We start from the raw sequence: 25,012 nt of genomic DNA, 5'->3' as shown, positions 1-25,012 counted from the left end.
GTGGTATCACCAGGGGGAGGGCTTGTAGTCCTTGAGGAAGACGCCGTACTGGTCCTCTCCCTGCTCGCCCATGACGATGGGATCGTAGACGCGGGCTGCGCCGTCAACGAGGTCCAGGGGAGCGTGGAAGCCTTCCTCCATGAGCCTGACCTTGGTGTAATGAGGCCGTTCGTCCGTGATCCAGCCGGTGTCGACGGCGGTCATCAGGATGCCGTCGGAGTCCAGCATTTCCTGGGCGCTGGTGCGGGTCATCATGTTCAAGGCAGCCTTGGCCATATTGGTATGCGGATGGCCCGGACCCTTGTAAGCACGGGAGAACTGGCCCTCCATGGCCGAAACGTTCACGATGTACTTCCGGCGGGCGGTGGAGCGCTTCATGGCGCCGCGCAGCCGGCTGACCAGGAGGAAGGGCGCCGTGACGTTGCACAACTGGACTTCGAGCATCTCCAAGGGGTCCACCTCGTCCACCACCTGGGTCCAGCTATTGATGGTGGCGAGGTCCGGAACCAGGCCTCCGGCGTCGATGGCCGTCCCCGACTCGATCCGCTGCAGGGAGGCCGAGCCGGTGGAAAGTGCCAAAGACGTAATGGCGTCGCCCGCGAGGACCGGGTGCTCAGTGACGCTGCTCGCCAAAGCAAGGGGATGCTTGTCATGCGCGTGCCCGAACGTGACGAGTTCCGGCCCGCCGTTCGCCGCCTCGAGCGCGGCAGGCAGCGGCTCATCCTCGGCATCAACCAGGGGCTTGTAGGCGTTGCCCGAGCGGCGCACGGTCTGGGCCGCGTTGTTGATGATGATGTCCAGGGGACCGGCCTCGTTCAGCGAGTCGGTCAGGGCCATGACCTGGGCCGGGTCCCGGAGGTCGATGCCCACGATCTTCAGCCGGTGCAGCCACTCGGCGCTGTCTTCCATGGCGGCAAAGCGACGGGCGGCGTCCTTGGGAAAACGCGTGGTGATGGTGGTGTGGGCTCCATCGCGAAGCAGCCGCAAGGCGATGTACATGCCGATCTTCGCGCGGCCACCGGTGAGCAGTGCGCGGCGTCCCGTGAGGTCGGTCCTGGCGTCCCGCTTGCTGTGGCTGAAGGCAGCGCAATCAGGGCAGAGCTGGTGGTAGAAGGCGTCTACCTGCGTGTAGTGCTGCTTGCAGATGTAGCAGGGACGCGAACGGATGAGGTGGCCTGCGATCTCGCCCGTAGCGGAGGGGGCCAGCTTGTTGCCCCGGGTCTCGTCGTCGATCCGGTCCGGCGCTGCCGTGGCCGTCAGGGCAATCACTGCCTTGTCGGCTTCGGCGATCTGGTCCCTCTTGGTGACACGGCGGTGGCGCTTGACTGCCTTGAACATCTTGCCGGTGGCACGGCGCACGGCTACGTAATCGGGGTGTTCCTCGTCATAGGCGTGAATGGTGCTTAAAACCTTGAGGCAGGCCTGGATCTCCTCAGGCGTCAGATCGGTGGAGCTCATTGACCTGATTTTACAGCCTTGGGACCCTTGGGCCTGCCTCCGGTTCCGTCATGCCGGTGCGGGTGACTAGCTGGATGCGCCTTGTGATGCGGGGTCGATCACGCGGGCCTGAACGCTTGCCACTACCTTCTCCGCCGAATCGCGGATGACGGGATCGTCCTGGGTGGCGGCCTTGAGTGCTTCCGGAAGGCTCCGGCGGTACTCGGAGGACAATGCCAGTTCCGCTTCGTCAGGTTCGGGAACAATTTGCCCCTTGGCCAGCACGGTAATGCCGGACTCCGTGACTTTGTAGCCGCGGGCCCGGTCAAGTGCCGGGTCGAGGCCGATGGCTGCGCCTGCAGGCACCTTGACGTTTTTGTCCAGGATGGCCCGCTTGATGACGGCTCCTTCACCAACCCGGACCTTGTCCATCAGCACCGAATCCTGGATGCGGCTGCCGGCCTCAACGAAGACGTCGTTGGACAATACGGACCCCTCCACGATGCCGCCGGAGATCACGACGCCGCTGGCCACGATTGAATCGAGGGCGGTCCCGACGGTGCTGTTTCCGCCGCGAACGAACTTGGCCGGCGGGGAAATGCTCTGCCGCGTGTAGATCGGCCACTCGGAGTTGTACAGATTGAAGATGGGGACGGGGGAGATGAGGTCCATGTGGGCGTCATAGAACGAATCGATGGTGCCCACGTCGCGCCAATAGGTACGGTCACGGTCGGTGGCTCCGGGAATGTCATTGAGTGTGAAGTCGTAGACTCCGGCTTGGCCCTTGTCCACGAAGTAGGGAATGATGTCCCCGCCCATGTCGTGCTTGGTGTCCAGGCGCTCCGCATCCACGTGGAGCGCCTCCACCAGTGCATCGGCGTCGAAGACGTAGTTGCCCATCGAGGCCAGGAACTGGGTTGGATCAGCGGCAAGGCCGGGAGTGCTGGCGGGCTTCTCCACGAACGCGGCGATCTTTTGGGAATCGTCCTGGTCCACTTCGATCACGCCGAACTGGTTCGCCATATTCAGTGGCTGGCGGACGGCAGCCACGGTGGCCTTCGCACCGCTCGCGATGTGCTGTTCCACCATCTGCGAGAAGTCCATGCGGTACACGTGGTCCGCACCGACCACCACCACGATGTCCGGCGCATCGTCATGGATGAGGTTCAGGGATTGGTAAATGGCGTTGGCACTGCCCAGGAACCAGCTCTTGCCGACGCGTTGCTGAGCCGGCACCGAGGCGACGTAGCGGCCCAACTGCGTGGACATGCGCCAGGTCTCCGAAATATGGCGGTCAAGGCTGTGCGATTTGTACTGGGTTAACACAACGATTTTCAAATATCCGGAATTGACCAGATTGGATAATGCAAAGTCAATCAGCCGGTACCCCCCGGCAAACGGCACGGCTGGCTTGGCCCGATCCGCCGTCAACGGCATCAGGCGGTTGCCTTCGCCGCCCGCCAGCACGATAGCCAATACTTTCTTCAACGCCATGGTCACAGCTCCCCGTACGACTTCGTAGCCCCCAAAAGTCCGATTTTCCGGACCCTTTCACACTAGAACACATACGCCGGAACGACTACGTTGGTTAGCGTGCGTATAGACATTGTGACTAAAGAATTCCCTCCGGAAATTTATGGTGGTGCCGGAGTCCACGTAGCCGAACTGAGCCGGGTGCTTGCAAAGCACGTTGATCTCCACGTCCGCGCCTTTGGTGCGCCGCGTGATGCCGATTACCACGGGGCTACCGTCGACTCCTACTCAACCCCGGAGGATCTGGGCGATGCGAACCCCGCTGTCCAGACACTCGGCGTGGACCTGCGGATAGTGCCGGACATCGCTGGAGCGGACCTGGTCCATTCGCACACGTGGTACGCCAACATGGCCGGCCACCTGGCTTCGCTCTTGCACGGAATCCCGCATGTGCTGAGCGCGCACAGCCTTGAGCCGCTGCGCCCTTGGAAGGCCGAGCAGCTTGGTGGCGGCTACGCCCTGTCCTCCTGGGTGGAGAAGACCGCCTACGAGGCAGCAGCGGCGATCATCGCCGTGTCCGAAGGCATGCGGCAGGACATCCTGCGCAGCTACCCCAACGTGGATCCCGGCAAGGTGCGGGTGGTCCACAACGGAATCGACGTCTCCCTGTGGGAGCGGGACGAAAAAGAGGACGCAGTCCGGGCGTTGGGGATCGATCCCGGCAAGCCAAGCGTCGTTTTCGTGGGCCGCAACACGCGCCAGAAGGGCGTGCCCTACCTCCTGCGTGCAGCGTCCAGCCTGCCCGAGGATGTCCAGCTGGTCCTTTGCCTGGGCGCTGCGGACACTCCTGAACTGGCCGCCGAAACAGCCCAACTGATCGAGGAACTCCAGTCCAAGCGCGACGGCGTCATCCTGATCGAGCGAATGCTGCCCCGCCATGAGCTGATCCAGGTCCTGAGCCACGCCACTGCCTTCGCCTGCCCGTCCATCTACGAGCCGCTGGGAATCGTCAACCTGGAAGCCATGGCGTGCGGGGCGGCGGTGGTTGCCAGTGCCACCGGTGGCATTCCCGAGGTTGTCCAGCACGGGGAGACCGGCCTCCTGGTCGAACTCGAGCAGGTCACCGACGGCACGGGAACGCCGCTCGATCCGGAGAAGTTCGTAGCGGACTTCGCCGCCGCGCTCAACCAGGTTGTCTCCGACCCTGCCCGGGCCCGGGAAATGGGCGCTGCCGGACGGCGCCGGGCGGAGGAGCACTTCTCCTGGGAATCGATCACCGAAACCACCCTTGAGGTCTACCGCTCGATCCTTTCCTAAGCTCCGGAGTCCACGGAACAAACGCTCGACGGCGCCGCCCCCGAAAATCGGGAACGGCGCCGTCGAGCGCTTAAGGCGTTTGTAACGGACGCCTAGCGGGACTTGCCTGCCTTGATCGCAAGCAGCGTCTTCTCGTCTGCCGGGGCACTGCCGCTGGCGCGCTGCTGGCGGAAGTAGGTCCGCGCTTCATCCTGGCGGGTCGCTTCGGCTCCGGTGGCAATGGCTGCCCGAAGGTGCTCCGGGCCGTAGCCGAAGGCGTCCACGAGGTCCAGTGCGTGCGGCCGGATCTTGACCAACAGCCGGTTGATGTAAGTGCCAACCGTGCGCCCCCGCTGCATCGAGAGCCGCCCGTTCATGAGGTACCAGGAGAGGTGCTTCTCGATCAGGGACAGCCCGAACAAGTCGCGAAGCCGGGTCAGCACTTCCTTGGTTCCCGCATCATCGACTTTGGCCAATGCCTCCGTAAAGGCTTCCCATTGCAGGAGCTCAGCGTGGGCCTGGGCGGCTTCAATCAGCTCGTTCTGGTGCTGGTTGAACAGTGCCGCCGCCTGGTGCTGCGGGAGCTTGCCGGCGCCCTTGAGGGCAGCGCCGACTTCGGCCACCATGGACTGGACCCGGTCCGTCAGCAGGGTGCGCTGCCCTTCTTCATCGCGCAGTGCCAAGGCCGACTTCTGGACCGAACCCGAATCCGCCACAAACTGCGCGACCTGCCGCAGGCCTGTCCGGTGCAAGGCCACGCCCGCAGCCTGGTCCACGACGTACCGGGCCAGGACGCCAAAGGTGGCGCCACGGAACTCCTTGGCGTAGTCGGCCAGGAGGCGCTTGGCCACCAGTTGCAGCAAGACGGTGTTGTCGCCCTCAAAGGTGACGTAGACATCCAGGTCTGCCCGGAAGGAAGCGAAACGGTTTTCGATCAGGAAGCCGGCTCCGCCACAGGCCTCACGGCATTCCTGGAGTGTGTCCAGGGCGTGCCAGGTGCTCAACGGCTTCAGGGCCGCGGCCAGGGTTTCCAGGTCCTGCCGGTCGGCGTCGGTGTCGTGCGCTCCGGAAAAGACGTCGTCGAACTTCTGCAGCAGTTGTTCGTGCGCGAAACTGGCCGCATAGGTGGCGGCCAGGCGCGTGAACAACCGGCGCTGGTGACGCTGATAGTCCAGCAGCACCTCTTCCTCGGTGGGTGATGTCGCGTTGAACTGGCGACGTTCAGCGGCGTAGTGGATGGCCGATTGCAGGGCCACCTTGCTGGCCGCAACGGCAGCACCGTCCAGTGATACGCGTCCCTGGACGAGGGTGCCGAGCATCGTAAAGAACCGGCGGCCGGGGCTCTCGATGGTGGAGGAGTAGGTTCCATCGACAGCGACATCACCGTAACGGTTCAGCAGGTTGGTGCGGGGGATCCGGACGTTGGTGAAGTGGAGGCGTCCGTTGTCGATACCGTTCAACCCGCCCTTGATGCCGTCGTCCTCGCCGCCAATGCCCGGAAGGAAGTCACCCGTTGCCGGATCGCGCAAGTCCACGTAGAAGGCGTGCACGCCGTGGTTGACCTTCCGGGTGATGAGCTGGGCGAAAACGACGGCGGCCAGGCCGTCGTTGGCGGCGTTGCCGATGTAGTCCTTCCACGCGGCCCGGAAGGGCGTGTCGATAACGAATTCCTGGGTCTCTTCGTCATAAGTGGCCGTTGTGGCAATGCTGGCGACGTCGGACCCGTGTCCGGTTTCGGTCATGGCGAAGCATCCGGGAATATCGAGGCTCATGATTCCGGGGAGCCATTTGTCGTGGTGCTCCCTGGTTCCGAGGTGCATCACGGCGGAACCGAACAGGCCCCACTGCACGCCCGCCTTGATTTGGAGCGAGGGGTCGGCTGTGACGAGTTCCTCGAAGCCGGCGATGTTGCCCCCGTGGTCATCCGACCCACCCAGGCGGGAAGGGAACGCACGATGTACGGCGTTGTTGTCCACGAGGTACTTCAATTGCCCAAAGACACGGCTCCGATGCTCGGTATGCGTCAACCCCTCGACCTTCTGCACCACTTCACGGCCGGCCAGGTCCCGTGCATGCCGGCGGATGTCCGCCCATCGTCCCAGAAGCTGCTCTCCCAGGGCTGCAACGTCTACCCGGGGTTCGACGGCGACCTTGGTGCCATCCGCCGCGGCGGTTGTACTACCGGGCGATGCAGGTGATGATGCGCGGTCCACTACTTCTGTCATGGTTCTTCCTTCTGTGAGTCCGGACAACTAATGCGTCATTGCTGGTGTCAGGTGGTGGCGAGCATCGGAGCGATGCCCAGGCAAAGCCAGTCGGTGATGTTGGCGGCCATGGTGGCCTGGTTGGGCTTCGTGTCGCTGGCCGGGCTTCCCAGCCACATTTCGCCGGCGTTCCGGACCAGGCCAATAGCCGCGGTGGGCCAGTACTCGATCAGCGCTTCCTTGTCCTCGCCCAAGTACTGGCGCATCGGAGTCGCGATCATCTCAGTGACTTGCTCGAAGAAGTTGCCCAAAGCCCCGGACGCTGCGATCGCGTCCTGGGCCGACGCTTCCCCTGGAGTCAGCCGGGTAATGAAGGCATAGACGTTGGGGCTTGATTCAGCCATCTGCAGGTAGGCGGAAACCATGGCAAAGAGACCCTCGCGCGGAGTCTGGGCAGACTGGGCGGCTTCCTTCATGCGCCGCTGCATCTGGCCGAGGACCACCTCGCCCATGGCCTGCTGCAGCCCCGCCTTGTCCCCGAAATACCGGTAGAACACGGATTTGGACGTTCCCGCAGCTCCGGCGATGTCCTCCATGGAGGCATCGCTGCCCAAGGCATGGACGGCCTTGCGGGCGGCTTTGATGAGGTCCCGCCGACGCTCTTCGCGGTGCGTTTGCCAGCGGGCAGCCCTGCCGTCGATGGCGCCGGCAGGATCTTCCGACGGGCCGACACGGGAATCTGCTGGGGAGATGTTCACGATACCCAGCGTATCAGGTACGCTGGGTATCAGTAACTAGCCCCTTGCCGAAGGAGACAACCATGGCTGCAACCGACCGCCCTGCCGATGCCGCACGTGACGTACAGACGGTCCGGCCCGCCGTGATCGTAGGCGGAAACCGGATACCCTTCGCCCGCAGCGGCGGGGCCTACGTGAAGTCCTCCAACCAGGACATGCTCACCTCCGCCCTGGATGGCCTGATTGCACGGTTCGGCCTCCAGGAGGAACGGATCGGCGAAGTTGCCGCAGGAGCCGTACTCAAGCACTCCCGGGACTTCAACCTCACCCGCGAGGCGGTGCTGGGCTCCGCCTTGTCGCCGGAAACACCGGCCTATGACTTGCAGCAGGCCTGCGCCACCGGCCTCGAAACCGTCCTCGGCCTGGCCAACAAGATCAAGCTGGGACAGCTGGACTCAGCGATCGCCGGGGGCGTCGATTCCGCGTCTGACGCACCGATCGCCGTCAGCGAAGGGCTCCGGGAAATCCTCTTGGACCTCAGCCGCGCCAAGACCCCGATCCAGAAACTGCGCCTCCTCGGAAAGATCCGCCCCAAGGACCTCGCGCCCGACGCTCCTTCCACGGGGGAGCCGCGGACGGGCCTTTCCATGGGGGAGCACCAGGCCCTGACCACCGCCCAGTGGAAGATCTCCCGTGAAGCGCAGGACGAACTGGCCTTCAACAGCCACCGCAGCCTGGCAGCGGCCTACGAACGCGGCTTCTTCGACGACCTCATCACCCCGTATCGGGGACTCAGCCGCGATTCCAACCTGCGTCCTGACACCAGCCTCGACAAGCTCGCCTCCCTGAAGCCCGTCTTCGGGAAGAACCTCGGCGCCGAGGCCACCATGACCGCCGGTAACTCCACGCCGCTGACCGACGGCGCCTCGACCGTGCTGCTGGCCAGCGAAGAATGGGCGGACAACCATGGGCTTCCCAAGCTCGCCACCGTGCTCGACGGCGAGGCTGCCGCCGTCGACTTTGTCCACGGCAAGGACGGCCTGCTCATGGCGCCGGTGTTCGCCGTCCCGCGGCTCCTGGCCCGCCATGGCCTGACCTTCGAAGACATCGACTTCTTCGAAATTCACGAGGCCTTCGCCGGCACGGTCCTCAGCACACTCGCAGCTTGGGAGGATGAGGACTTCTGCAAGACGCGCCTCGGCCTCGAGGGCGCGCTTGGCAAGGTGGACCGGGCGAAACTCAACGTCAACGGTTCGTCATTGGCCGCAGGTCACCCGTTCGCCGCGACGGGCGGCCGGATCGTGGCCTCCTTGGCCAAGCAACTGCACGGGACCGGCAAGGTTGACGGCAGGCCGGCCCGCGGACTGATTTCCGTCTGCGCGGCCGGCGGCCAGGGTGTCGTCGCCATTTTGGAAGCAGCGTAGGGGGAACAGTGACGGACAAATACACTCAGCTCGTCAACAGCGGCATCGGCCGGGATGTTGCCAAGCGGCTCGGCCTGCCCCAGCCGGCCATCCTGCGCCGGTACCACCCTGGAGATCCGCTCATCACCGGACCCGTGCTGGTCAACGGCGACAGTGTAGGCGCCGACGACCTCGCCACCACGCTCCTGGGCTGGGGGCTGGATGTGCGGCGGAACGCGCTTCCCAAGGAAAAGCTGGGAGCCATCATCGTCGTCCTTGATGCAGTGCAACACCCCGAGGACCTGGGCAAGCCGGTGCTGAGCGTCGGAACGTCGTTGCGGGACCTGGCTCCGAACGGCCGCATCATCACTGTCTCCCGGACTCCGCGGACGGCGCCCACGCCGGCCTCTTCCGCCGCCCGCCAGGGAATTGATGGCTTCCTACGCTCCCTGGCAAAGGAACTGCGGAACGGCGCCACGGCCAACGGCATCCTGCTGAGCGAAGAGCTGGCTACCACCAGCCCGTCAGCGTTGGGCGCCGTACGGTTCTTCCTCTCCGGACGTTCCGCCTACGTCGACGGGCAGTTCCTCACGGTTTCTTCGCCGGCCGGAAAGCTGCCAAGCAGCATGGATAAGCCGCTGGCGGGCAAGGTCGCGGTGGTTACAGGCGCGGCACGTGGGATCGGGGAGGCCATCGCTGCAACGCTGCACCGTGACGGCGCCACGGTAGTCGCTGTGGACATCCCCGCCGCGGGGGACCACTTGGCGGCTGTGGCCAACGAAATCCACGGCACGGCCCTGCAGCTGGACATCAGCCGAAGCGATGCCGGCCAACGCATGATCGAGCACGCCGTCGAACGCCACGGGAAGCTGGACATCGTGGTGCACAACGCGGGCATCACCCGCGACCGGCTGCTGGCGAACATGGACCCAGGGCGTTGGCAATCGGTCATCAACGTGAACATCGCCGCACAGTTGAAGATCAACGAGGCACTGCTGGCCTCCGACCACTTCAAGGACTCACCCCGCATCATCTCCGTTTCTTCGACCAGCGGCATCGCCGGCAACAGGGGCCAGACCAACTACGGCGCCTCCAAGGGCGGCGTCATCGGTATGGTCAGGGCCACAGCGCCCTTGATGGAACCTTTCGGTGGCACCATCAATGCCGTGGCTCCCGGATTCATCGAAACCGAGATGACTGCACGGATGCCGATGGCAGTACGCGAAGCCGCCCGCCGGCTGAACTCCCTGAAGCAGGGCGGCAAACCGCAGGATGTTGCCGAAGCCATAGCATTCCTCGCCAGCGATTCAGCCGGAGGTATCTCCGGGGAAGTACTCCGCGTCTGCGGGCAGCAACTGGTGGGCGCATGATCCAGACGCAGCCCATCATCCTTGGCGATCTTCCGTCGCTGTCCAAGTTGTACGTCAACGCCGCTGCGACAGCAGCCCGCCGGCGCGTCCTGGGATCAATGCCCGAAGGGAAGCTCCCTGAAGTCAGCCACGAAGTGCGGGCAGTCGTGCCGGACGTCGCGAACCTCACGGCGTACCAGCACCTGATAGGGGAGACGGCCAGCGACGTCCTCCCCGCCGGGTTTGTCCATGCTTTGGCGTTCCCGGTGGCCATGAGCGTGATGAACCGGGAAGATTTTCCCCTTCCGCTGCTGGGCATGATCCACGTGCGGAACCGGATCGAGCAGTTGAGCCCCATCCACTTCCAGGACGCACTGGACATCCGCGCCTGGACGGAAAACCTGTCCGGTCACCGGGTGGGAACGCAGGTGGACGTCGTTGCCGAAGTCCGCTCCAGCGGGTCGGGCTCCTTGCTGTGGCGGGGCGTTTCCACCTACCTGTCCAAGGGAGTCTTCCTGCCGGGAATCGACAAGCCGGGCAGTCCCAACGGCGCTGCCAAGCCGGATTTTTCTCCGCCGTTCCCCACCGCGCTGTGGCAGCTCGGCGTGGACACCGGCCGCAATTACGCAGCCGTTTCCGGAGATTTCAACCCGATTCACCTCAGCGCACTGTCAGCCAAAGCCCTGGGCCTTCGCGGTTCGATTGCCCATGGCATGTACCTGGCATCGCGTGCGTTGGCAGACGTCGGTTCCGTGAAAGCCGAGGCGTTTGTGTGGGAGGTGGCCTTCGAGGCACCCGTCTTCCTGCCCGGCCGCGTGGCGTTGGACATCTCCACTGTGCAGACCGAAACAGGGGCGTGGCAGCGTTCGGACTATGTGGCGTGGAATCCGCGCAGCGGCCGCCGGCACTTTACCGGTTCCGTGGCTGCCCTCAACTGACGCAGGAACATACGACGGCGGCAATCACCACGGGTGCTTGCCGCCGTCACCGGCCACCATGGCTGCCGCAAGGGATCAGGAACAAAGAAGGCCCGGAATCCGTGGATTCCGGGCCTTGCCTTGGTGCGCGGAGGGGGACTTGAACCCCCACCCCCTTTCGAGGACTAGCACCTCAAGCTAGCGCGTCTGCCATTCCGCCACCCGCGCAGGTGGTATTTCAGAGGGAGTTTCCGCGTTTGACGCTTCTCTCTGCTCCGAAGCAGCGAGAAAAACTCTAACACGGTTTCAAGGAACTAAAAAATCCGGGGGAAGGCTAAAACCGCCGGGCGTTCCTTTGCTACCCGGACGGACTTTTCCGGTCCCGGTTCACGGCTCCGGTGAGTAGGCTGAGGTAGGGGACGCAGCAGCCGCGGAACCCGCACTGCCTGTCAGCCCCACCTGCAAGCCCAGCCACGCAAGGAGAATATCCATGTCTGTCATCCGCCCCGAAGACGAAGTTGTCCGGATTTGCCAGGAGCTCATTCGCATCGATTCGTCCAACTTCGGAGATGGCAGTGGTCCGGGCGAGCGGGCCGCCGCCGAATACACGGCAGCGCTCATCAGCGACGTCGGACTGGATGTTGAAATCTTCGAGTCCGCTCCGGGCCGCGCCAACGTAGTGACCCGCATGGCCGGCGAAGATCCCTCAGCTGACGCGTTGGTAGTCCACGGTCACCTGGACGTGGTGCCGGCCATGAAAGAGCAGTGGACCGTGGATCCGTTCAGCGGCGAGCTGAAGGACGGCCTCATCTGGGGCCGCGGCGCGGTGGACATGAAGGATATGGATGCCATGATCCTTTCTGTCCTGCGTGATTTCGCCCGAACCGGCCGCAAACCGAAGCGTGACATCATCTTCGCCTTCTTCGCCGACGAGGAGGCCGGCGGCACCTACGGCGCGCGCTACGCCGTCGAACATCGTCGCGAACTCTTCGACGGCGCCACCGAAGCCATTTCCGAAGTCGGCGGATTCTCCGCCACCATTGGCGGGCAGCGCACCTATCTCCTGCAGACCGCGGAAAAGGGACTGTCCTGGTTGCGCCTTGTGGCCCATGGCCGGGCAGGCCACGGCTCGCAGATCAACACCGACAACGCTGTCACCCGGCTGGCGGCCGCCGTCACCCGGATTGGCGAGTACCAGTGGCCCATCGAGTTGACGCCCACCACCAGGCAGTTCCTGGACGGTGTTACCGAACTGACCGGCGTCGAGTTCGACCCGGACAACCCCGACATCCTCCTCAAGGAACTCGGAACCGTTGCGCGTTTTGTCGGCGCGACGCTGCAGAACACCTCGAACCCCACACTGCTGCGGTCCGGCTACAAGCACAACGTCATCCCCGAGTCCGCGGAGGCCTTCATTGATTGCCGGACACTGCCGGGCCAGCAGGAAAAGGTTTTCGACATCATCAAGGAGCTCGCCGGCGACGGGATCGAGATCAGCTACGACAACAAGGACATCTCCCTTGAGGTTCCGTTCGCGGGCAACCTGGTGGATTCGATGATCGATGCCCTCCACTCCGAAGATCCCGGAGCGAAGGTCCTGCCCTACACCCTCTCGGGCGGGACGGATAACAAGTCGCTCAGCAAGATCGGGATCACGGGGTACGGCTTTGCGCCCCTGATGCTCCCCGACGAGCTGGACTTCACGGGTATGTTCCATGGCGTGGATGAACGCGTTCCCGCCGATTCCCTCAAGTTCGGTGCACGGGTCCTCAACCGTCTCCTCACCAACTACTAGGCACTGTGAATACCAGGCACCGTGAAGCACGCGCAGACAGGGGAGACAGGCATGGCACCGGAAGACATCCTTCCTGAGGAACTGCTGGAGCGGCTGAGGAGCCGCGCGGCCGGCTACGACCAGGAGAACCGTTTCTTCCACGAAGACCTCCAGGACCTCGCCGAGGCCGGCTACCTGAAAGTCTTTGTTCCCGAGGCCGACGGCGGCAGGGGACTGGGCCTCGAAGCGGTGGCGGAGCTTCAGCGCCGGCTCGCAACGGCGGCCCCCGCCACGGCGCTGGCGGTGAACATGCACCTGGTGTGGACCGGCGTCGCGCATGCCATGTCCGCACGCGGCGACGATTCGCTGGACTTCGTCCTGAAGGAGGCCGGGCAGGGCGAGATCTTTGCCTTCGGGATTTCGGAGGCCGGCAACGACTCCATGCTTTTCGACTCCGGTACCTTGGCGAGGCCGTTGCCTGATGGCAGCTACAGCTTCACGGGGCGGAAGATCTTCACCAGCCTGTCACGCGGCTGGACCCGGCTGGGGACGTTCGGCAAGGATGCGGACGCACGCAACGGGGAGGGCGAGCTGGTCTTCGGCTTCCTCCGCCGCGACGAGCCCGGACATGAAACCTTGGACGACTGGAACACCCTGGGCATGCGTGCCAGCGCGTCCAACACGACGTTGCTCACTGACGCGGTGATCCCGGCAGAGAGGATCTTCCGCAAGCTTCCCGTCGGGCCCAACAAAGACCTGCTGATCTTCGCCATCTTTGCGTGCTTCGAAACGCTGCTGGCTGCCGTCTACACCGGACTGGCCGAGCGCGCCTTCGCCCTGGCCGTTGATAACGTGAAGCGCCGTGTCTCGGCGAAGCACGGTGGACGCAGCTTCGCCCAGGACCCGGATATCCGGTGGAAGATTGCCGACGCTGCCATGGCGATGGACGGGATGCTGCCCCAGTTGTCCGCCATCGCGCGGGACGTGGACCGGATGGTGGACCACGGTCCGCAATGGTTTGCCAAGCTTGTTGGCCTGAAGTCCCGGGCCACGGAAAACGCCCGCTACGTGGTGGACCTGGCCATCAGGGTCTCGGGCGGTTCAAGCTACTTCCGCGGCTCCGAACTTGAACGGCTTTACCGCGACGTCCTGGCCGGGATCTTCCACCCGTCCAATGACGAGTCGGCGCATAACACGGTGGCCAGCGCGTGGCTGGGCCCCTTGGAGGCCTGAGCCGGGCAGCTACACCGTCCGTTGAACCGAGTAAACCTTGCGGCGCAGCCAGAAGCGCCTGCTTCCGCCCATGTAGAGGCGGCTGCGTTCCAATTCCCACTTGCCGTACTCAGAGTGTTCCGCGAGCCGGCGGCGGGCCTCGGGCAAGGAATCCTCAGGACCTATTGTCAGTACGAGGTATTCGTACTGACGTGCATAGTCACGTTGGCGCTCTACGGAGACGCCCCTAAATTGTTCCTTCATCCCTCTCCATTTTGGTCCTTTTCCGGCTAACGTGAAGTCATGACCATCGATCCGCGTGTCGCATTGCAGTCATTGACCGCCGCCCTTGAGGAACATCTGGCGGCGGCTTCCGCCCGTCGCGGGGAAGGTGATCCCACCGTCGAGGCCGCATTCTTCGCCGTCGCCGACGCCTTCGAAGTGTACGAGGATGCGCTGTACGAGGCCTATTCCGAGGTTACTCCCCTCCAGGTCTTCGACGATGATGAAGAGGACGACGACGAAGTCCTCGATGAAGACCTGGAGAGCCTGGAAGAGTAACTCAGTTTCCACAACGGCCACCCCAAAGGGTGGCCGTTTTTGTGCTGCCCATCAGCCGCTTTGTACCGGCGGGAGCCTGAAAACGGGCGCAAACCGGCTTCGAATACCAAGTGTCCCACCGCACCGTACTGAGTACCGCAGGGGTGTACCCGCGAGTAGGCCCTGAGGGAAAACTGAGCAAAGTTGAGTACTGACTACTGGTGCGCCCCCGACACCGCTTGGCTTCACTGGGTGGTAGGCAATTGGCAGAGTTTGCGAAGAAGGCTTCCATGGTACGAGTTCCAGTCTTGCGTCAAAGCAAAGGAGCACTACGCCGCACCGTGGATGCCCACCACGGTGGAACAGCTTTCGCCGAACAGTCTGTTGCCGACCACGTCAATCCGCCGGCGTCTCCCTGGATTGGCGGGTCCGTTGCTGCACAGCGGACCGAAAAGGCGGGGCTGGCGGCGCCGAGGACGGATGTCACCCCGGACCTCGTCCCGCCAGTCACCCACCGGATGACCATAGCTCCACCCCGTGACCGTGGTTCGTGGACCCGGATGCTGGTCAACACCCTTCGCTTCGCCGACAGCACGCTGGTATCCGCAGCGGTCTTTGCCGGTTACCTCATCAACACCGACCGACTCGCTCTCACCGCTGCAAGCCAGGGAAGCACCCGTCAAACTGTCCTGGCCCTGGTGATTGCCTTGGCGTGGATAGGGGCCCTTGAGGCCTACCGCACCCGGGACCCCAAGGTGCTGGGAATCGGTGCCGAAGAGTACAAACGCGTCATCTCCGCGAGCCTCAGGGTCTTCGGTTTCCTGGCCGTGGCGGCACTGGTGCTCAGAATCGAATCCGCGAGCACGTTCGTACTCGTTTCCCTGCCCCTGGGCGTCACCATGCTGTCGTTGAGCCGGTGGGCGTTCCGGCGCTGGCTGGGACGCCAAAAAGCGAGGGGCCTTTGCCTGTCCCGCGCCGTCGTCGTCGGCGAACCGGAGGACGTGCGCTACGTCATCAAGCAAATCAACCGCAGGGCCTGTGCGCCCTATGACATTGTTGGCGCGTGCCTTCCGGGAGCGCGTCGCGGGGCATCGCTGGTAGTGGACGCAGTGCGGGTGCCGGTCCTTTCCTCCATCTATGGCGTCGCGCACACCGTCCACCAGACCGGGGCAAATGCGGTCATCGTGGCCGGGCCGGTGCCGGGCGGAAACCAGTTCATCCGGGAACTTGGCTGGCGGCTCGAAGAAGATGCCGCCGAACTGGTCCTCGCGGCCACCCTGACCAACGTGGCCGGCCCAAGGATCCACTGGCGCCCGGTGGAAGGCCTGCCGCTGATGCACGTGGATATCCCGCACTATTCGGGGGGCAAGCACACCCTGAAGCGGCTCATGGATATTTGCATCGCCACGATGGCGCTCCTGGCGCTGGCACCGTTGCTTCTGGTCCTGGCGATGATCGTGAAAGCGGACAGCGCCGGCCCCGTGCTGTTCCGGCAGGAGCGGATCGGCAAGCGCGGCACAACCTTCAAGATGCTCAAGTTCCGTTCCATGGTGGTCAATGCCGAGGAACGGCTGGCTGAGCTCACGGCGCAGGACGAAGGGGCCGGGGTGCTGTTCAAACTCCGGAACGACCCCCGCATCACCAAGTGCGGGCGGTGGATGCGCAAGTACTCCCTGGATGAATTGCCGCAGTTCTGGAACGTCCTCACCGGTTCCATGAGCCTCGTAGGCCCGCGCCCGCCCCTGCTCCGCGAAGTGGACGGCTACGAACAACACACCCACCGCAGGCTGCTGATCAAGCCCGGCATCACAGGCTTATGGCAAATCAACGGCCGGTCCGACCTCCCCTGGGAAGAGGCGGTCCGGCTGGACCTCTACTACGTGGAGAACTGGTCCATCGCGGGCGACCTGATCATCATGTGGCGGACCTTCCGGGCGATGATGCGACCGTCCGGGGCCTACTGACACCCCCCTATCCGAGTCACCATCACAGAATCCGAGTGGAAAATGAGCATGAGAACCATTCCCTCAGGCCACCTGAACGGCCGCGCCCTGCTGCCCAAACTGCGGATCGCCGTCGTCGGAGCGGGCTACTGGGGACCCAATCTGGCCCGGAACCTCAAAGCCAGCCCCGACTGGGAACTCGTGGCGATCTGCGACCTGGACGTCGACCGGGGCCTGCGGCTGGCCGAGACGGTCGGCGGCGTGGCCGTCGTCGAGTCCCTGGATGAACTGCTGGACACTTACAACCTCGACGCCGTTGCCGTGGCAACACCGGCGCACACGCATCACGGCGTAGTGATGACGGCGCTGCGTGCGGGAAAGCATGTCCTGGTGGAGAAACCGCTCGCTGACAGCCGCAGCAAGGGCCTGGAAATGGTGGAAGAAGCCAGATCCCGCGGACTGGTGCTCATGGCAGACCACACGTACTGCTTCACCCCTGCGGTCCTGAAGATCCAGGAGCTCGTCTCCAGCGGGGCCTTGGGGGACATCCTCTACGTGGACTCCGTACGGATCAATTTGGGCCTGGTGCAACCTGATGTGAACGTATTTTGGGACCTGGCCCCGCATGATCTCTCCATCCTGGACTTTGTCCTGCCCGGCGGACTGCACCCCACGGAAATATCGGCCCACGGCGCAGACCCCCTCGGAACCGGCAGGGACTGCGTGGGACACCTGACCTTCGGCCTACCCAACGATGCGATGGTGCACATCCACGTGAACTGGCTCAGCCCCACCAAGATCCGCCAGATGATCATCGGCGGCTCCAAGCGGACACTGGTATGGGACGACCTGAACCCGCAGCAGCGGATCAGCGTTTACGATCGCGGGGTCAGCCTGGAACACCAGCCCCGCTCCACCGCGGACAAGAAGGCGAGCGCCATCTCCTACCGGCTGGGAGACACCTGGTCCCCGGCGCTGCAGGAACGTGAACCGCTCACCCAAGTGGTCGCTGAACTTGCCGCGTCCATCCGCAACCGGACAACACCACGCACCAGCGGCGAATCGGGGCTCAGGGTGCTGTCCGTGCTCGAAGCGGTAACCCGCAGCCTCGGCACCGACGGTCAGTCCGCCGTCGTGGCAGGTAACGACGCTTCCTTGCAGGTTTCCCAATGAATGCCCTGCTCGGCGCTACGGCGCTGGTGACCGGGGGAGCCGGGACCATCGGCTCCACCTTGGTGGACCAGTTGCTCGACGCCGGCGCTGCGCACGTGGACGTCCTCGACAACCTGGTTCGCGGGCGCCGGGCAAACCTTGACGACGCACTCGCCTCGGGCCGGGTCAGGCTGGTCGAGGGGGACCTGCGTGACCGGGATTTGGTGCACGATTTGACCAAGAATAAGGACGTGGTCTTCCATCAGGCCGCCATCCGCATCACCCAGTGCGCAGAGGAACCCCGGCTTGCGCTCGAAGTCCTGGTGGACGGCAGCTTCAACGTCTTCGAAGCCGCTGCCGAGCACAACGTGGGAAAGCTCATCGCCGCCTCAAGCGCCTCCGTGTACGGGATGGCCGAGGAATTCCCCACCCCCGAAAGGCACCACCACCACAACAACGACACCTTTTACGGAGCGGCGAAGTCCTTCAACGAAGGGATGGCACGCAGCTTCCGGGCGATGTCCGGCCTGGATTACGTGTTGTTGCGCTACTTCAACGTCTACGGACCCAGGATGGACGTCCACGGCCTGTACACCGAGGTGCTGGTCCGTTGGATGGAACGGATTGTTGACGGTATGCCGCCGCTCATCTTCGGCAGCGGTCAACAGACCATGGATTTCATCCACACGGCCGACGTAGCGCGGGCAAACGTCCTGGCAGCGGCGAGTGACGTCACCGAAGGGGTCTACAACGTGGCCAGCGGGACAGAAACGAGCCTGGCCGAACTGGCCCGGACGTTGCTGCGGGTCATGGAGTCGCCCCTTCATGTGGAGCACGGCCCCGAACGGGCGGTCAACGGCGTGGTCCGCCGGTTGGCAGATGTCACGACGGCGCGCCGGGACCTGGGTTTCGAGGCCGCAGTCGGGTTGGAGGACGGGCTGCGTTCCCTCGTCCAATGGTGGCGGCCCCTGCGGGAAGAGATCGCCGCGGCCCGGCACGTTGCCCGCCCCGACGCCGCACAGGCGGTGGCCCCATGACCACTTCCGGTATTGAGGCGGCGGTGGCACGCATCGATGTGATGAAACCGTGGCTCGGCGAAGAAGAAGCCCGGGCCGTCGCGGAAGTCATCGCCTCCGGATGGGTGGCACAGGGTCCCAAGGTGCGGGAGTTCGAAGAAGCGTTCGCCGGGGAACAGCATGTTGCGTGCGCGGTTGCCGTCTCAAGCTGCACTTCGGCGCTGCATCTTGCGCTCGCCGTAGCCGGGGTGGGACCGGGCCAGGACGTGGTGGTTCCCTCCTTCTCCTTCATCGCCACGGCCAACGCGCCGACGTACGTGGGCGCGCGTCCGGTGTTCGCCGACGTCGACCGCGTGACCGGTTGCGTGACGGCCGGGACAGTCGCCGCCGCCCTGACCCCTGAAACCCGGGCGGTCATCGCCGTGGACCAAGGCGGCGTTCCGGTGGACCTGGACCCCATCCGGGCGTTGTGCGACCCGCTGGGTATCACGGTGATCGAGGATGCGGCCTGCGCCATCGGCTCCCGGTACCGCGGGAGGCCGGTGGGGGCCGGTGCGGAGCTGGCTGCGTGGTCGTTCCATCCCCGCAAGATCCTGACCACGGGGGAAGGTGGCATGCTCTCCACCCCGAACGAAGAACTCGCCGGCCGGGCGCGGCGGCTGCGGGAACATGCCATGAGCGTCTCCGCGGCTGAACGGCACGCGAGCCTGCTCGCACCCGCGGAGGAATACCTCGAGATCGGTTACAACTACCGCATGACCGACCTCCAGGCCGCCGTCGGGCTGGTCCAGCTGGGGCGCCTGCACGCTGCGGTAGCCCGCCGTCGTCATCTTGCGGCGAACTACGCCGACGCGTTTGCCGACGTTGAGGGACTGAGGCTGGTGGGCGACCCCGGTTACGGCACCGGCAACTACCAGTCATGCTGGCTGGAGGTCGGTGACGCCTTCCCGCTGGGCCGCGATGACCTGATGGCGCACCTGGCAGGTGACGGGATCTCAGCCCGCCGCGGCATCATGGCCGCCCACCGGCAGCCCGCCTACTCCGCCCGGGACACCGGCAGCGCCACCCTGGACGCCACGGAATGGCTGACCGACCACACGCTGATCCTCCCGCTCTACCACCAGCTGACCCTGGGCGACCAGTTGCGGGTTATCGATTCCATTCTCAGGGCAGCGGGGCGGGGACGATGAGCGAGCTCCTCCTCATCGCCGCGAGCGGTCTGGCCCGCGAAGTGCTGGCGATGGTGCGCAGCAGTGGCCCGTTCGACATCATCGGCATCCTCGACGACGACGAGGACAAACTCGGGCGCGTGGTGGACGGCGCCCATGTGCTGGGACCGATCCGTGACGCTTTGAAGTTCCCGCATGCCAAACTCCTCGTCTGCATAGGCTCCGGAACCGGCCGCGAAAGCGTGGTGATGCGCCTGCGCGCCCTCGGATTGTCCGAAGACCGGTACGCCACGGCGATCGATACCTCGGTCCACGTTCCTGAAGGCTGCAAAATCGGGCACGGAAGCATCATCCTGGCCCACGTCACCATGACGGCGTCGGTGACCCTGGGAAACCATGTCGTGGCAATGCCCGGAGTGACTTTCACGCACGACGACGTGGTGGGCGACTTCGCCACCTTCGCCGCCGGCGTGTCACTTGGCGGGAATGTCCGCATCGGACGCGGAGCGTACATCGGGATGAACGCCAGTGTCCGCGAGCGCCGGTCCGTCGGTGCGGGGGCGACGATCGGCATGGGCGCCGCCGTCCTCAGTGATGTTCCCGACGAGGAGACCTGGGCCGGCGTGCCGGCACGGGTGATCCGGAGAGGCAACTTTCCGGCGCTGGAGGGGATCTTGTGACCCTTTCCAAGCAGTCCGCGACGCGGGGCCGGCCCACGCCATCAAAGGCGTTCGGGCTTGGTGTCATCAACGCGTTCGTGACCCGCTTGGGAACCATCGGCATTGGCATCGCCCTTGCCCGTTTGCTGGGTCCTGCTGAGTTCGGCACGTATGCGGTGGCCTTCGTGGCACTTATTGCCGTGTTGAGCTTCAACGAACTGGGCGTCAGCCTTGCCATAGTCCGTTGGCCCGGGGATCCGAAGGCCATCGCTGCAACGGTCACCACCATTTCCACGGGATGCAGTGTCATCCTTTTTGCCGCTACTTACTTTGCTGCACCGTACTTTGCCTCGGCAATGGGGAACCCCGCCGCCACTGACGTTGTGCGTGTCATGGCCGCCTGCATCGTCCTCAACGGCCTGGTGGCCACCCCTGCTGCCTTGCTGCAACGGTATTTCCGGCAAGGCCAACGCATGGCCGTGGACCAGGTCAACGTGTGGCTGGGGGCAGGGGTATCCCTTGCCTTGGTGATCGCCGGCATGGGCGCAATGAGCCTCGCCGTGGGGCGCGTGGCGGCAAGCGTCGTGTCGGGGATCCTGTTCGTGGCCTTCTCCCCGTTGCCTTTCCGTTTCGGGTTTTCCGCGAAATCAGCCAAGGAACTCCTCCTGTTCGGGCTGCCCCTGGCAGGTGCCAGCCTGGTGGCTTTCGGGGTGGGCTACGTGGACCAGTTCGTGGCCGGCAACATGCTCGGTTCGGTGACCCTGGGCCTGTACGTCATGGCGTTCAACATGGCGGGCTGGCCGGCGGCCCTCCTGTCGCAGCCCCTGCGCAGTGTCGCTCCGGCCACGTTCGCCAGGCTGCAGGACAGACCGGAGGACATGCGTGCCGCGTTGCTGTCCCTGCTGGGCGTCCTTTCGGCCGTGCTGCTTCCGGTCTGCGCGGTCATGATGGGATGCTCCGTGGCCCTGGTGACCTCCGTGTACGGGGATGCCTGGGCGCCGGCGGGCCTGGCCCTGGTGTGGTTGGCTCCGCTGGCTGCGCTGCGGATCATCCATGAACTGCTCTATGACTACTTGGTGGTCCTTGGTCTTTCGATGTCCATCTTCAACGTGCAGGCGGCAGCCCTGGTGGCCTTGATTCCAGCCCTCATCGCGGGCGCTGCATGGGGAGGAATGCCCGGGCTTGCCGCTGCACCCTTCGCGGTTGCCGTGGCGGTGACCACCCCGATGTACCTGCGCACCCTGCGGCGGGCAGGGGTGCGGACCAAGGACATGGCCGGACGCCTGGCACTTCCAGTGGGGGCCGCGGTCGTGACCGGAGCGGGGTCCTTCCTTGCCGCGCAGGAACTGCGCTCGCCGGTTGTGGCGGTCCTCGCCGGATCCGGAATCGGCTTGGTTGCGATCGTCGCCACCCTGGCCTTCAAGCGCGCCGAGCTGCGGGACGTGCGCCGTTGGGGCAGGGGACGTGAGGAGGCAATGGCATGAGGATCCTGATCTACCCCCACGACCTTGGGCTGGGCGGCAGCCAGCTTAACGCGATCGAACTTGGTGCCGCCGTTCAGGCTTTGGGACACGACGTGGTGCTGTTTGGCCAGCCGGGGGCTTTGGTGCGGCACGCGACGGAACTCGGCCTGGACTACGTGGAGGCGCCCCTGCCGGGCAAGCGTCCTTCTCCCCGTGTTGTCCGTGCCCTGGCAAAGACCGTCCGCGAGCGCAGGATCGAAGTGCTCCACGGTTACGAGTGGCCGCCCGCTTTGGAATGCCTGGCCGCCGCCAGGGTCATCCCGGGCACGACGGCCATGTGCACGGTCATGTCCATGGCGGTGGCGCCGTTCATTCCGTACACAATGCCCTTGGTGGTCGGCACGGAACAGATCCGCCAGGTGGAGACCGACGCCGGACGCCGCCGTGTGGCGCTCATGGAACCGCCGGTTGACACCTCCGTCAACAGTGTGGCAACAGTCAGTGCGGCAACTGTCAGTGCGGCAACAGTCAGTTCGGCAACTGTCAGCGGCGGCACCTTCCGCAGCCACTGGGGGTTGGGCGATGACGCTTTGGCCGTCGTGTGCGTTACGCGCTTGGCTCAGGAGCTGAAGCTGGAAGGAATACTGGCAGCGATGGAGTCTGTACGGGCTCTTTCCCGGGAGTGGCCCGTCCGGCTCATTATTGCGGGCTCGGGGCCGGCTGCCGAGACAGTGCACCACCTTGCCCGCCGCATCAACGACGACGCGGGCCGCCGCCTTGTGATCCTCACCGGTGAACTGGCCGATCCCCGCCCCGCGTACGCCGCCGCCGATGTGGTGTTGGGCATGGGGGGTTCGGCGCTGCGGGGGCTGGCGTTTGGAAAGCCGCTGGTAGTGCAGGGGGAGCAGGGCTTCTGGGAGCTCCTCACCCCGGAGACATTGCCGACGTTCCTCTGGCAAGGCTGGTATGGCTCGGGTCCGGGCACCACCGGGGAAGGCATTCCGGCCCTTACGGCTGTTCTGGCCCGCCTTTTCGACGACCCGGGCCTGCGACGGGCGTTGGGGTCGCTTGGGCGGAGTGTGGTTGAGGACAGGTTCTCCTTGAGCGGCGCCGCCGAACGCCAAGTGGAGTTGTACGGGCAGTTCACCGCCTCCCGCCCCGGGGCAGCCGAGGCCGTACGTGCGGAGGCGGTCGCTTTTGCACGGTACTGCTCCTACGTCGCCGGCAGGCGCTGGCAACGACTGACGGGCCGGGCCGCCACGGACGACTTCAATGCCCGGCCCGTCGCTGCCGCGCACATACCCGTTCCGGCGGTGTCCAGGCCATGACCGGGGCCATCATGTACATCTCCGGCGCCCGATGGGACGGCATCCCGGGAACGGACCGGCTGCTGGCAGAGGCGCTGGCTGAAGCCTCGCCCGTCCTGTGGGTTGACCAGCCTGTCTCGATAGCGCGGCATGCCGATGTCCGCCGCAGAACCCTGGCGAGCATCCGTGGCCGCACCGAATTGGTTCAGCCAGGACTCCGACGCCTGCGCTTACCCGCTTTGCCCGGTTTCAGCCGCCCGTTCATACGACGCAGCACCGAAGCAATCAGCCGTTGCTCCCTGCGGGCTCTGGCCTGGGACCACAACGGCCGCGTCAAAGGAGTCATCAACGCATCGCCCCTGGTCGTGTTTCCCCGCGAAATCCACGCACCAAGGGTCCTTCACGTAACGGACGACTGGCTGGGGTCCGCCACACTCCTCGGACTGGCGCCAGCGCATGTGGAACGCGTCCTGAGGGAGAACCTCGCCTTGGCCGACATCGTCACCGCCGTCTCTCCAGGTTTGGCGCACAAAATTCAGGCATTTTCCGGCCGGCAAGTGAATTTGCTTCCCAACGGCTGCAGGACACCCAAGGCACTGAAACACAGGGAAACGATGCCCGTCGCGGCCCTGGTAGGCCAGCTGAATGAGCGGTTGGACGCCCGCATACTCGAAGAACTCGGCGAATCGGGTCTTCCGCTGGTTGTATTAGGTCCCCGTACCGAAAAAGAAGCAGCGACCCGTCGCGCCATGGACCGCTTCCTATCCCGGCCAACCATCCAATGGCTCGGCCCGGTCGGTCCTGACGAAGTCAGTCATCTGCTCTCAACAGCCTGCGTTGGACTGACGCCTTATGCCGAATCCGAATTCAACGTCTCCAGCTTCCCCCTGAAGACCCTTGAATACTTGTCGTTCGGACTTCCCGTCGTCGCGACAGACCTGCCGGCCGCAAGGTGGCTAGGTAATCCGTACGTTTGCATCGCAGGTTCGCCAACAGAATTCGTCAACGGTGTCAGGGATGCCCTGCAGACTCCGCCTGCCCACCAGCAGCGGCTGCGCATCCAGTCAACAGCCCGATCCCACACCTGGTGTGTCCGGGCTGAACAGATGCTTGCCCTCATCGAGGGCCGGCAAACCACGGAACCGGGCACTTCGAGCGGTCCACATCAAGTTGGGAGCAGATGATGCAATTTCGTACCGTTCTAGCGAGCGTCGCGCGGCGGTGGTATGTCGTGGTTGCAGGCCTGCTGGTGACCGCCATGCTCTGCGTTGCCGTGCAAATGAACGCCCCGGACAAGTTCAAAGCCCAAGCCAGCCTGGTGCTGATGCCATCCAGCCAAAGCATCGGGGAAGCCGGAAACCCATACCTCTACCTTGGCGGCATGAGCGAAGCCCTGGACATCCTTATTCGGAAGCTATCCTCCCAGCCGGTCAAGGAGCGGGTCACGGCGAACTTCGGAACCGCCACCTACACCGTGGAACCAGACCGAGGTACCAACGGAGCCATCCTTGTCATCACCGCCAACGCAGACACGCCGGAACTCACCATGTCCTTTCTGAAAGCTGTCATGGACGAGGCCCCGCGCTCTCTCAACGAGATGCAAGAAGCACTCAACGTAGCTGCGCCGGCAAGGATCACCACCATGAGCCTCCTCGTGGACCGGCAAGCCACGCCAGAGGTGAAAGCCCGCACGCAGTTGGTCCTGATATCCGGCGCAGGAGGCGCAGCACTGACACTCCTCGTAGCAGTCCTCCTTGACGGACTGCTCCTCACCAGGAAACGCCGCAAGCAGGAGGTCCCAACAGACGAATCCACGCAGCCCAACGGTGCGGTGATCTTGGAGGCAATCAACATCGACGATGTCCTCAAAGGGACCACCGTCAGCACCACCGCCAAACAGCCAGCCGACGATGCCCGTAAGACCGACGGGGTCATGCCCCTGCCCTCCGGACCAAGCTAGC

The 25,012-nt window shown here is 64.6% G+C and carries 21 protein-coding genes and 1 tRNA gene; 16 read left to right on the top strand and 6 right to left on the bottom strand.

Annotation, left to right across the window (positions count from 1 at the left end; genetic code table 11):
- Positions 1 to 6: 6 nt before the first annotated feature.
- Complete coding sequence (locus HMI59_RS11170) at positions 7 to 1,458, bottom strand: SDR family NAD(P)-dependent oxidoreductase (RefSeq protein WP_166184283.1); 1,452 nt, start codon at positions 1,456 to 1,458, stop codon at positions 7 to 9.
- Positions 1,459 to 1,524: 66 nt separating this feature from the next.
- Positions 1,525 to 2,937 carry a glucose-1-phosphate adenylyltransferase gene (gene glgC, locus HMI59_RS11165; RefSeq protein WP_021470454.1) on the bottom strand — a complete coding sequence of 471 codons (1,413 nt, stop codon included), beginning with the start codon at positions 2,935 to 2,937 and terminating at the stop codon, positions 1,525 to 1,527.
- 93 nt (positions 2,938 to 3,030) lie between these two features.
- On the opposite strand from glgC, the gene glgA reads away from it, so the two are divergent.
- Entirely contained in the window at positions 3,031 to 4,227 is a 1,197-nt protein-coding gene (gene glgA, locus HMI59_RS11160; RefSeq protein WP_227471352.1) for a glycogen synthase, read from the top strand.
- A 92-nt stretch (positions 4,228 to 4,319) separates the two neighbouring features.
- Here glgA and HMI59_RS11155 read toward each other — a convergent pair whose 3' ends face one another.
- Both HMI59_RS11155 and HMI59_RS11150 read right to left on the bottom strand, forming a co-directional pair.
- Entirely contained in the window at positions 4,320 to 6,431 is a 2,112-nt protein-coding gene (locus HMI59_RS11155) for an acyl-CoA dehydrogenase (RefSeq protein ID WP_193591353.1), read from the bottom strand.
- Between the two features lie 47 nt (positions 6,432 to 6,478).
- On the bottom strand, positions 6,479 to 7,168 hold the full coding sequence (locus HMI59_RS11150) for a TetR/AcrR family transcriptional regulator (protein ID WP_166184291.1): 690 nt from the start codon (positions 7,166 to 7,168) through the stop codon (positions 6,479 to 6,481).
- A gap of 62 nt (positions 7,169 to 7,230) precedes the next feature.
- On the opposite strand from HMI59_RS11150, the gene HMI59_RS11145 reads away from it, so the two are divergent.
- The 3 genes from HMI59_RS11145 to HMI59_RS11135 are packed head-to-tail and all read left to right on the top strand — an operon-like array spanning position 7,231 to position 10,837.
- The gene (locus HMI59_RS11145) at positions 7,231 to 8,571 is read left to right on the top strand and encodes an acetyl-CoA C-acetyltransferase (protein WP_193591352.1); all 1,341 of its coding nucleotides are present in this window, start codon (positions 7,231 to 7,233) and stop codon (positions 8,569 to 8,571) included.
- An 8-nt stretch (positions 8,572 to 8,579) separates the two neighbouring features.
- Complete coding sequence (locus HMI59_RS11140) at positions 8,580 to 9,920, top strand: 3-oxoacyl-ACP reductase (RefSeq protein WP_193591351.1); 1,341 nt, start codon at positions 8,580 to 8,582, stop codon at positions 9,918 to 9,920.
- Positions 9,917 to 10,837, top strand: coding sequence for a MaoC/PaaZ C-terminal domain-containing protein (locus HMI59_RS11135; protein WP_179012799.1), 921 nt, complete (start codon positions 9,917 to 9,919; stop codon positions 10,835 to 10,837). Before HMI59_RS11140 ends, HMI59_RS11135 begins: the two co-directional genes overlap by 4 nt.
- A gap of 121 nt (positions 10,838 to 10,958) precedes the next feature.
- Here HMI59_RS11135 and HMI59_RS11130 read toward each other — a convergent pair.
- Positions 10,959 to 11,044, bottom strand: a tRNA-Leu gene (locus tag HMI59_RS11130).
- Between the two features lie 262 nt (positions 11,045 to 11,306).
- Here HMI59_RS11130 and HMI59_RS11125 point away from each other — a divergent pair.
- Positions 11,307 to 12,611: a M20/M25/M40 family metallo-hydrolase gene (locus HMI59_RS11125; RefSeq protein WP_166184298.1), complete on the top strand. Its 1,305-nt coding sequence runs from the start codon at positions 11,307 to 11,309 to the stop codon at positions 12,609 to 12,611.
- Positions 12,612 to 12,662: 51 nt separating this feature from the next.
- Positions 12,663 to 13,823, top strand: coding sequence for an acyl-CoA dehydrogenase family protein (locus tag HMI59_RS11120; RefSeq protein WP_193591350.1), 1,161 nt, complete (start codon positions 12,663 to 12,665; stop codon positions 13,821 to 13,823).
- 9 nt (positions 13,824 to 13,832) lie between these two features.
- On the opposite strand, the gene HMI59_RS11115 is transcribed toward HMI59_RS11120, so the two are convergent.
- Positions 13,833 to 14,066, bottom strand: a complete 234-nt coding sequence (locus HMI59_RS11115; protein WP_021470463.1) for a DUF5703 family protein — start codon at positions 14,064 to 14,066, stop codon at positions 13,833 to 13,835.
- A gap of 39 nt (positions 14,067 to 14,105) precedes the next feature.
- Here HMI59_RS11115 and HMI59_RS11110 point away from each other — a divergent pair, with 39 nt between their 5' ends.
- The 10 genes from HMI59_RS11110 (at position 14,106) to HMI59_RS11065 (ending at position 25,011) form a co-directional block, all read left to right on the top strand.
- Positions 14,106 to 14,363 (top strand): hypothetical protein, encoded by a 258-nt coding sequence (locus HMI59_RS11110; RefSeq protein ID WP_021470464.1) that lies wholly within the window; start codon positions 14,106 to 14,108, stop codon positions 14,361 to 14,363.
- 269 nt (positions 14,364 to 14,632) lie between these two features.
- Positions 14,633 to 16,306 carry a sugar transferase gene (locus tag HMI59_RS11105; protein WP_166184301.1) on the top strand — a complete coding sequence of 558 codons (1,674 nt, stop codon included), beginning with the start codon at positions 14,633 to 14,635 and terminating at the stop codon, positions 16,304 to 16,306.
- 42 nt (positions 16,307 to 16,348) lie between these two features.
- Positions 16,349 to 17,458 carry a Gfo/Idh/MocA family protein gene (locus tag HMI59_RS11100; protein ID WP_031215933.1) on the top strand — a complete coding sequence of 370 codons (1,110 nt, stop codon included), beginning with the start codon at positions 16,349 to 16,351 and terminating at the stop codon, positions 17,456 to 17,458.
- Positions 17,455 to 18,474 carry an NAD-dependent epimerase/dehydratase family protein gene (locus HMI59_RS11095; RefSeq protein WP_193591349.1) on the top strand — a complete coding sequence of 340 codons (1,020 nt, stop codon included), beginning with the start codon at positions 17,455 to 17,457 and terminating at the stop codon, positions 18,472 to 18,474. Before HMI59_RS11100 ends, HMI59_RS11095 begins: the two co-directional genes overlap by 4 nt.
- Positions 18,471 to 19,643 (top strand): DegT/DnrJ/EryC1/StrS aminotransferase family protein, encoded by a 1,173-nt coding sequence (locus HMI59_RS11090; RefSeq protein WP_193591348.1) that lies wholly within the window; start codon positions 18,471 to 18,473, stop codon positions 19,641 to 19,643. Before HMI59_RS11095 ends, HMI59_RS11090 begins: the two co-directional genes overlap by 4 nt.
- A complete protein-coding gene (locus HMI59_RS11085) occupies positions 19,640 to 20,302 on the top strand; it encodes an acetyltransferase (RefSeq protein ID WP_021470469.1) in 663 nt (220 codons plus the stop codon). Before HMI59_RS11090 ends, HMI59_RS11085 begins: the two co-directional genes overlap by 4 nt.
- Entirely contained in the window at positions 20,299 to 21,765 is a 1,467-nt protein-coding gene (locus tag HMI59_RS11080; RefSeq protein ID WP_227471351.1) for an oligosaccharide flippase family protein, read from the top strand. The genes HMI59_RS11085 and HMI59_RS11080 overlap by 4 nt, the downstream gene beginning before the upstream one ends.
- On the top strand, positions 21,762 to 23,072 hold the full coding sequence (locus tag HMI59_RS11075; RefSeq protein ID WP_193591347.1) for a glycosyltransferase family 4 protein: 1,311 nt from the start codon (positions 21,762 to 21,764) through the stop codon (positions 23,070 to 23,072). The genes HMI59_RS11080 and HMI59_RS11075 overlap by 4 nt, the downstream gene beginning before the upstream one ends.
- A complete protein-coding gene (locus HMI59_RS11070) occupies positions 23,069 to 24,235 on the top strand; it encodes a glycosyltransferase (protein WP_193591346.1) in 1,167 nt (388 codons plus the stop codon). Before HMI59_RS11075 ends, HMI59_RS11070 begins: the two co-directional genes overlap by 4 nt.
- Positions 24,232 to 25,011 carry a hypothetical protein gene (locus HMI59_RS11065; RefSeq protein WP_193591345.1) on the top strand — a complete coding sequence of 260 codons (780 nt, stop codon included), beginning with the start codon at positions 24,232 to 24,234 and terminating at the stop codon, positions 25,009 to 25,011. The genes HMI59_RS11070 and HMI59_RS11065 overlap by 4 nt, the downstream gene beginning before the upstream one ends.
- Position 25,012: the final 1 nt, after the last annotated feature.

The sequence above is a fragment of the Paenarthrobacter sp. YJN-5 genome, from assembly GCF_015040095.1.
Lineage (GTDB): Bacteria > Actinomycetota > Actinomycetes > Actinomycetales > Micrococcaceae > Arthrobacter > Arthrobacter ureafaciens.
The sequence above is the reverse complement of the archived record's forward strand: the minus strand, read 5'-3'. Positions and strand labels throughout refer to the sequence as shown.

What these genes read in the sequence shown, in the direction of transcription:
- HMI59_RS11170 (WP_166184283.1), bottom strand. Translation starts at nt 1,458, where the DNA reads ATGAGCTCCACCGATCTGACGCCTGAGGAGATCCAGGCCTGCCTCAAG.
- HMI59_RS11155 (WP_193591353.1), bottom strand. Translation starts at nt 6,431, where the DNA reads ATGACAGAAGTAGTGGACCGCGCATCATCACCTGCATCGCCCGGTAGT.
- HMI59_RS11145 (WP_193591352.1), top strand. Translation starts at nt 7,231, where the DNA reads ATGGCTGCAACCGACCGCCCTGCCGATGCCGCACGTGACGTACAGACG.
- HMI59_RS11135 (WP_179012799.1), top strand. Translation starts at nt 9,917, where the DNA reads ATGATCCAGACGCAGCCCATCATCCTTGGCGATCTTCCGTCGCTGTCC.
- HMI59_RS11125 (WP_166184298.1), top strand. Translation starts at nt 11,307, where the DNA reads ATGTCTGTCATCCGCCCCGAAGACGAAGTTGTCCGGATTTGCCAGGAG.
- HMI59_RS11120 (WP_193591350.1), top strand. Translation starts at nt 12,663, where the DNA reads ATGGCACCGGAAGACATCCTTCCTGAGGAACTGCTGGAGCGGCTGAGG.
- HMI59_RS11115 (WP_021470463.1), bottom strand. Translation starts at nt 14,066, where the DNA reads ATGAAGGAACAATTTAGGGGCGTCTCCGTAGAGCGCCAACGTGACTAT.
- HMI59_RS11110 (WP_021470464.1), top strand. Translation starts at nt 14,106, where the DNA reads ATGACCATCGATCCGCGTGTCGCATTGCAGTCATTGACCGCCGCCCTT.
- HMI59_RS11105 (WP_166184301.1), top strand. Translation starts at nt 14,633, where the DNA reads ATGGTACGAGTTCCAGTCTTGCGTCAAAGCAAAGGAGCACTACGCCGC.
- HMI59_RS11100 (WP_031215933.1), top strand. Translation starts at nt 16,349, where the DNA reads ATGAGCATGAGAACCATTCCCTCAGGCCACCTGAACGGCCGCGCCCTG.
- HMI59_RS11095 (WP_193591349.1), top strand. Translation starts at nt 17,455, where the DNA reads ATGAATGCCCTGCTCGGCGCTACGGCGCTGGTGACCGGGGGAGCCGGG.
- HMI59_RS11090 (WP_193591348.1), top strand. Translation starts at nt 18,471, where the DNA reads ATGACCACTTCCGGTATTGAGGCGGCGGTGGCACGCATCGATGTGATG.
- HMI59_RS11085 (WP_021470469.1), top strand. Translation starts at nt 19,640, where the DNA reads ATGAGCGAGCTCCTCCTCATCGCCGCGAGCGGTCTGGCCCGCGAAGTG.
- HMI59_RS11075 (WP_193591347.1), top strand. Translation starts at nt 21,762, where the DNA reads ATGAGGATCCTGATCTACCCCCACGACCTTGGGCTGGGCGGCAGCCAG.
- HMI59_RS11070 (WP_193591346.1), top strand. Translation starts at nt 23,069, where the DNA reads ATGACCGGGGCCATCATGTACATCTCCGGCGCCCGATGGGACGGCATC.
- HMI59_RS11065 (WP_193591345.1), top strand. Translation starts at nt 24,232, where the DNA reads ATGATGCAATTTCGTACCGTTCTAGCGAGCGTCGCGCGGCGGTGGTAT.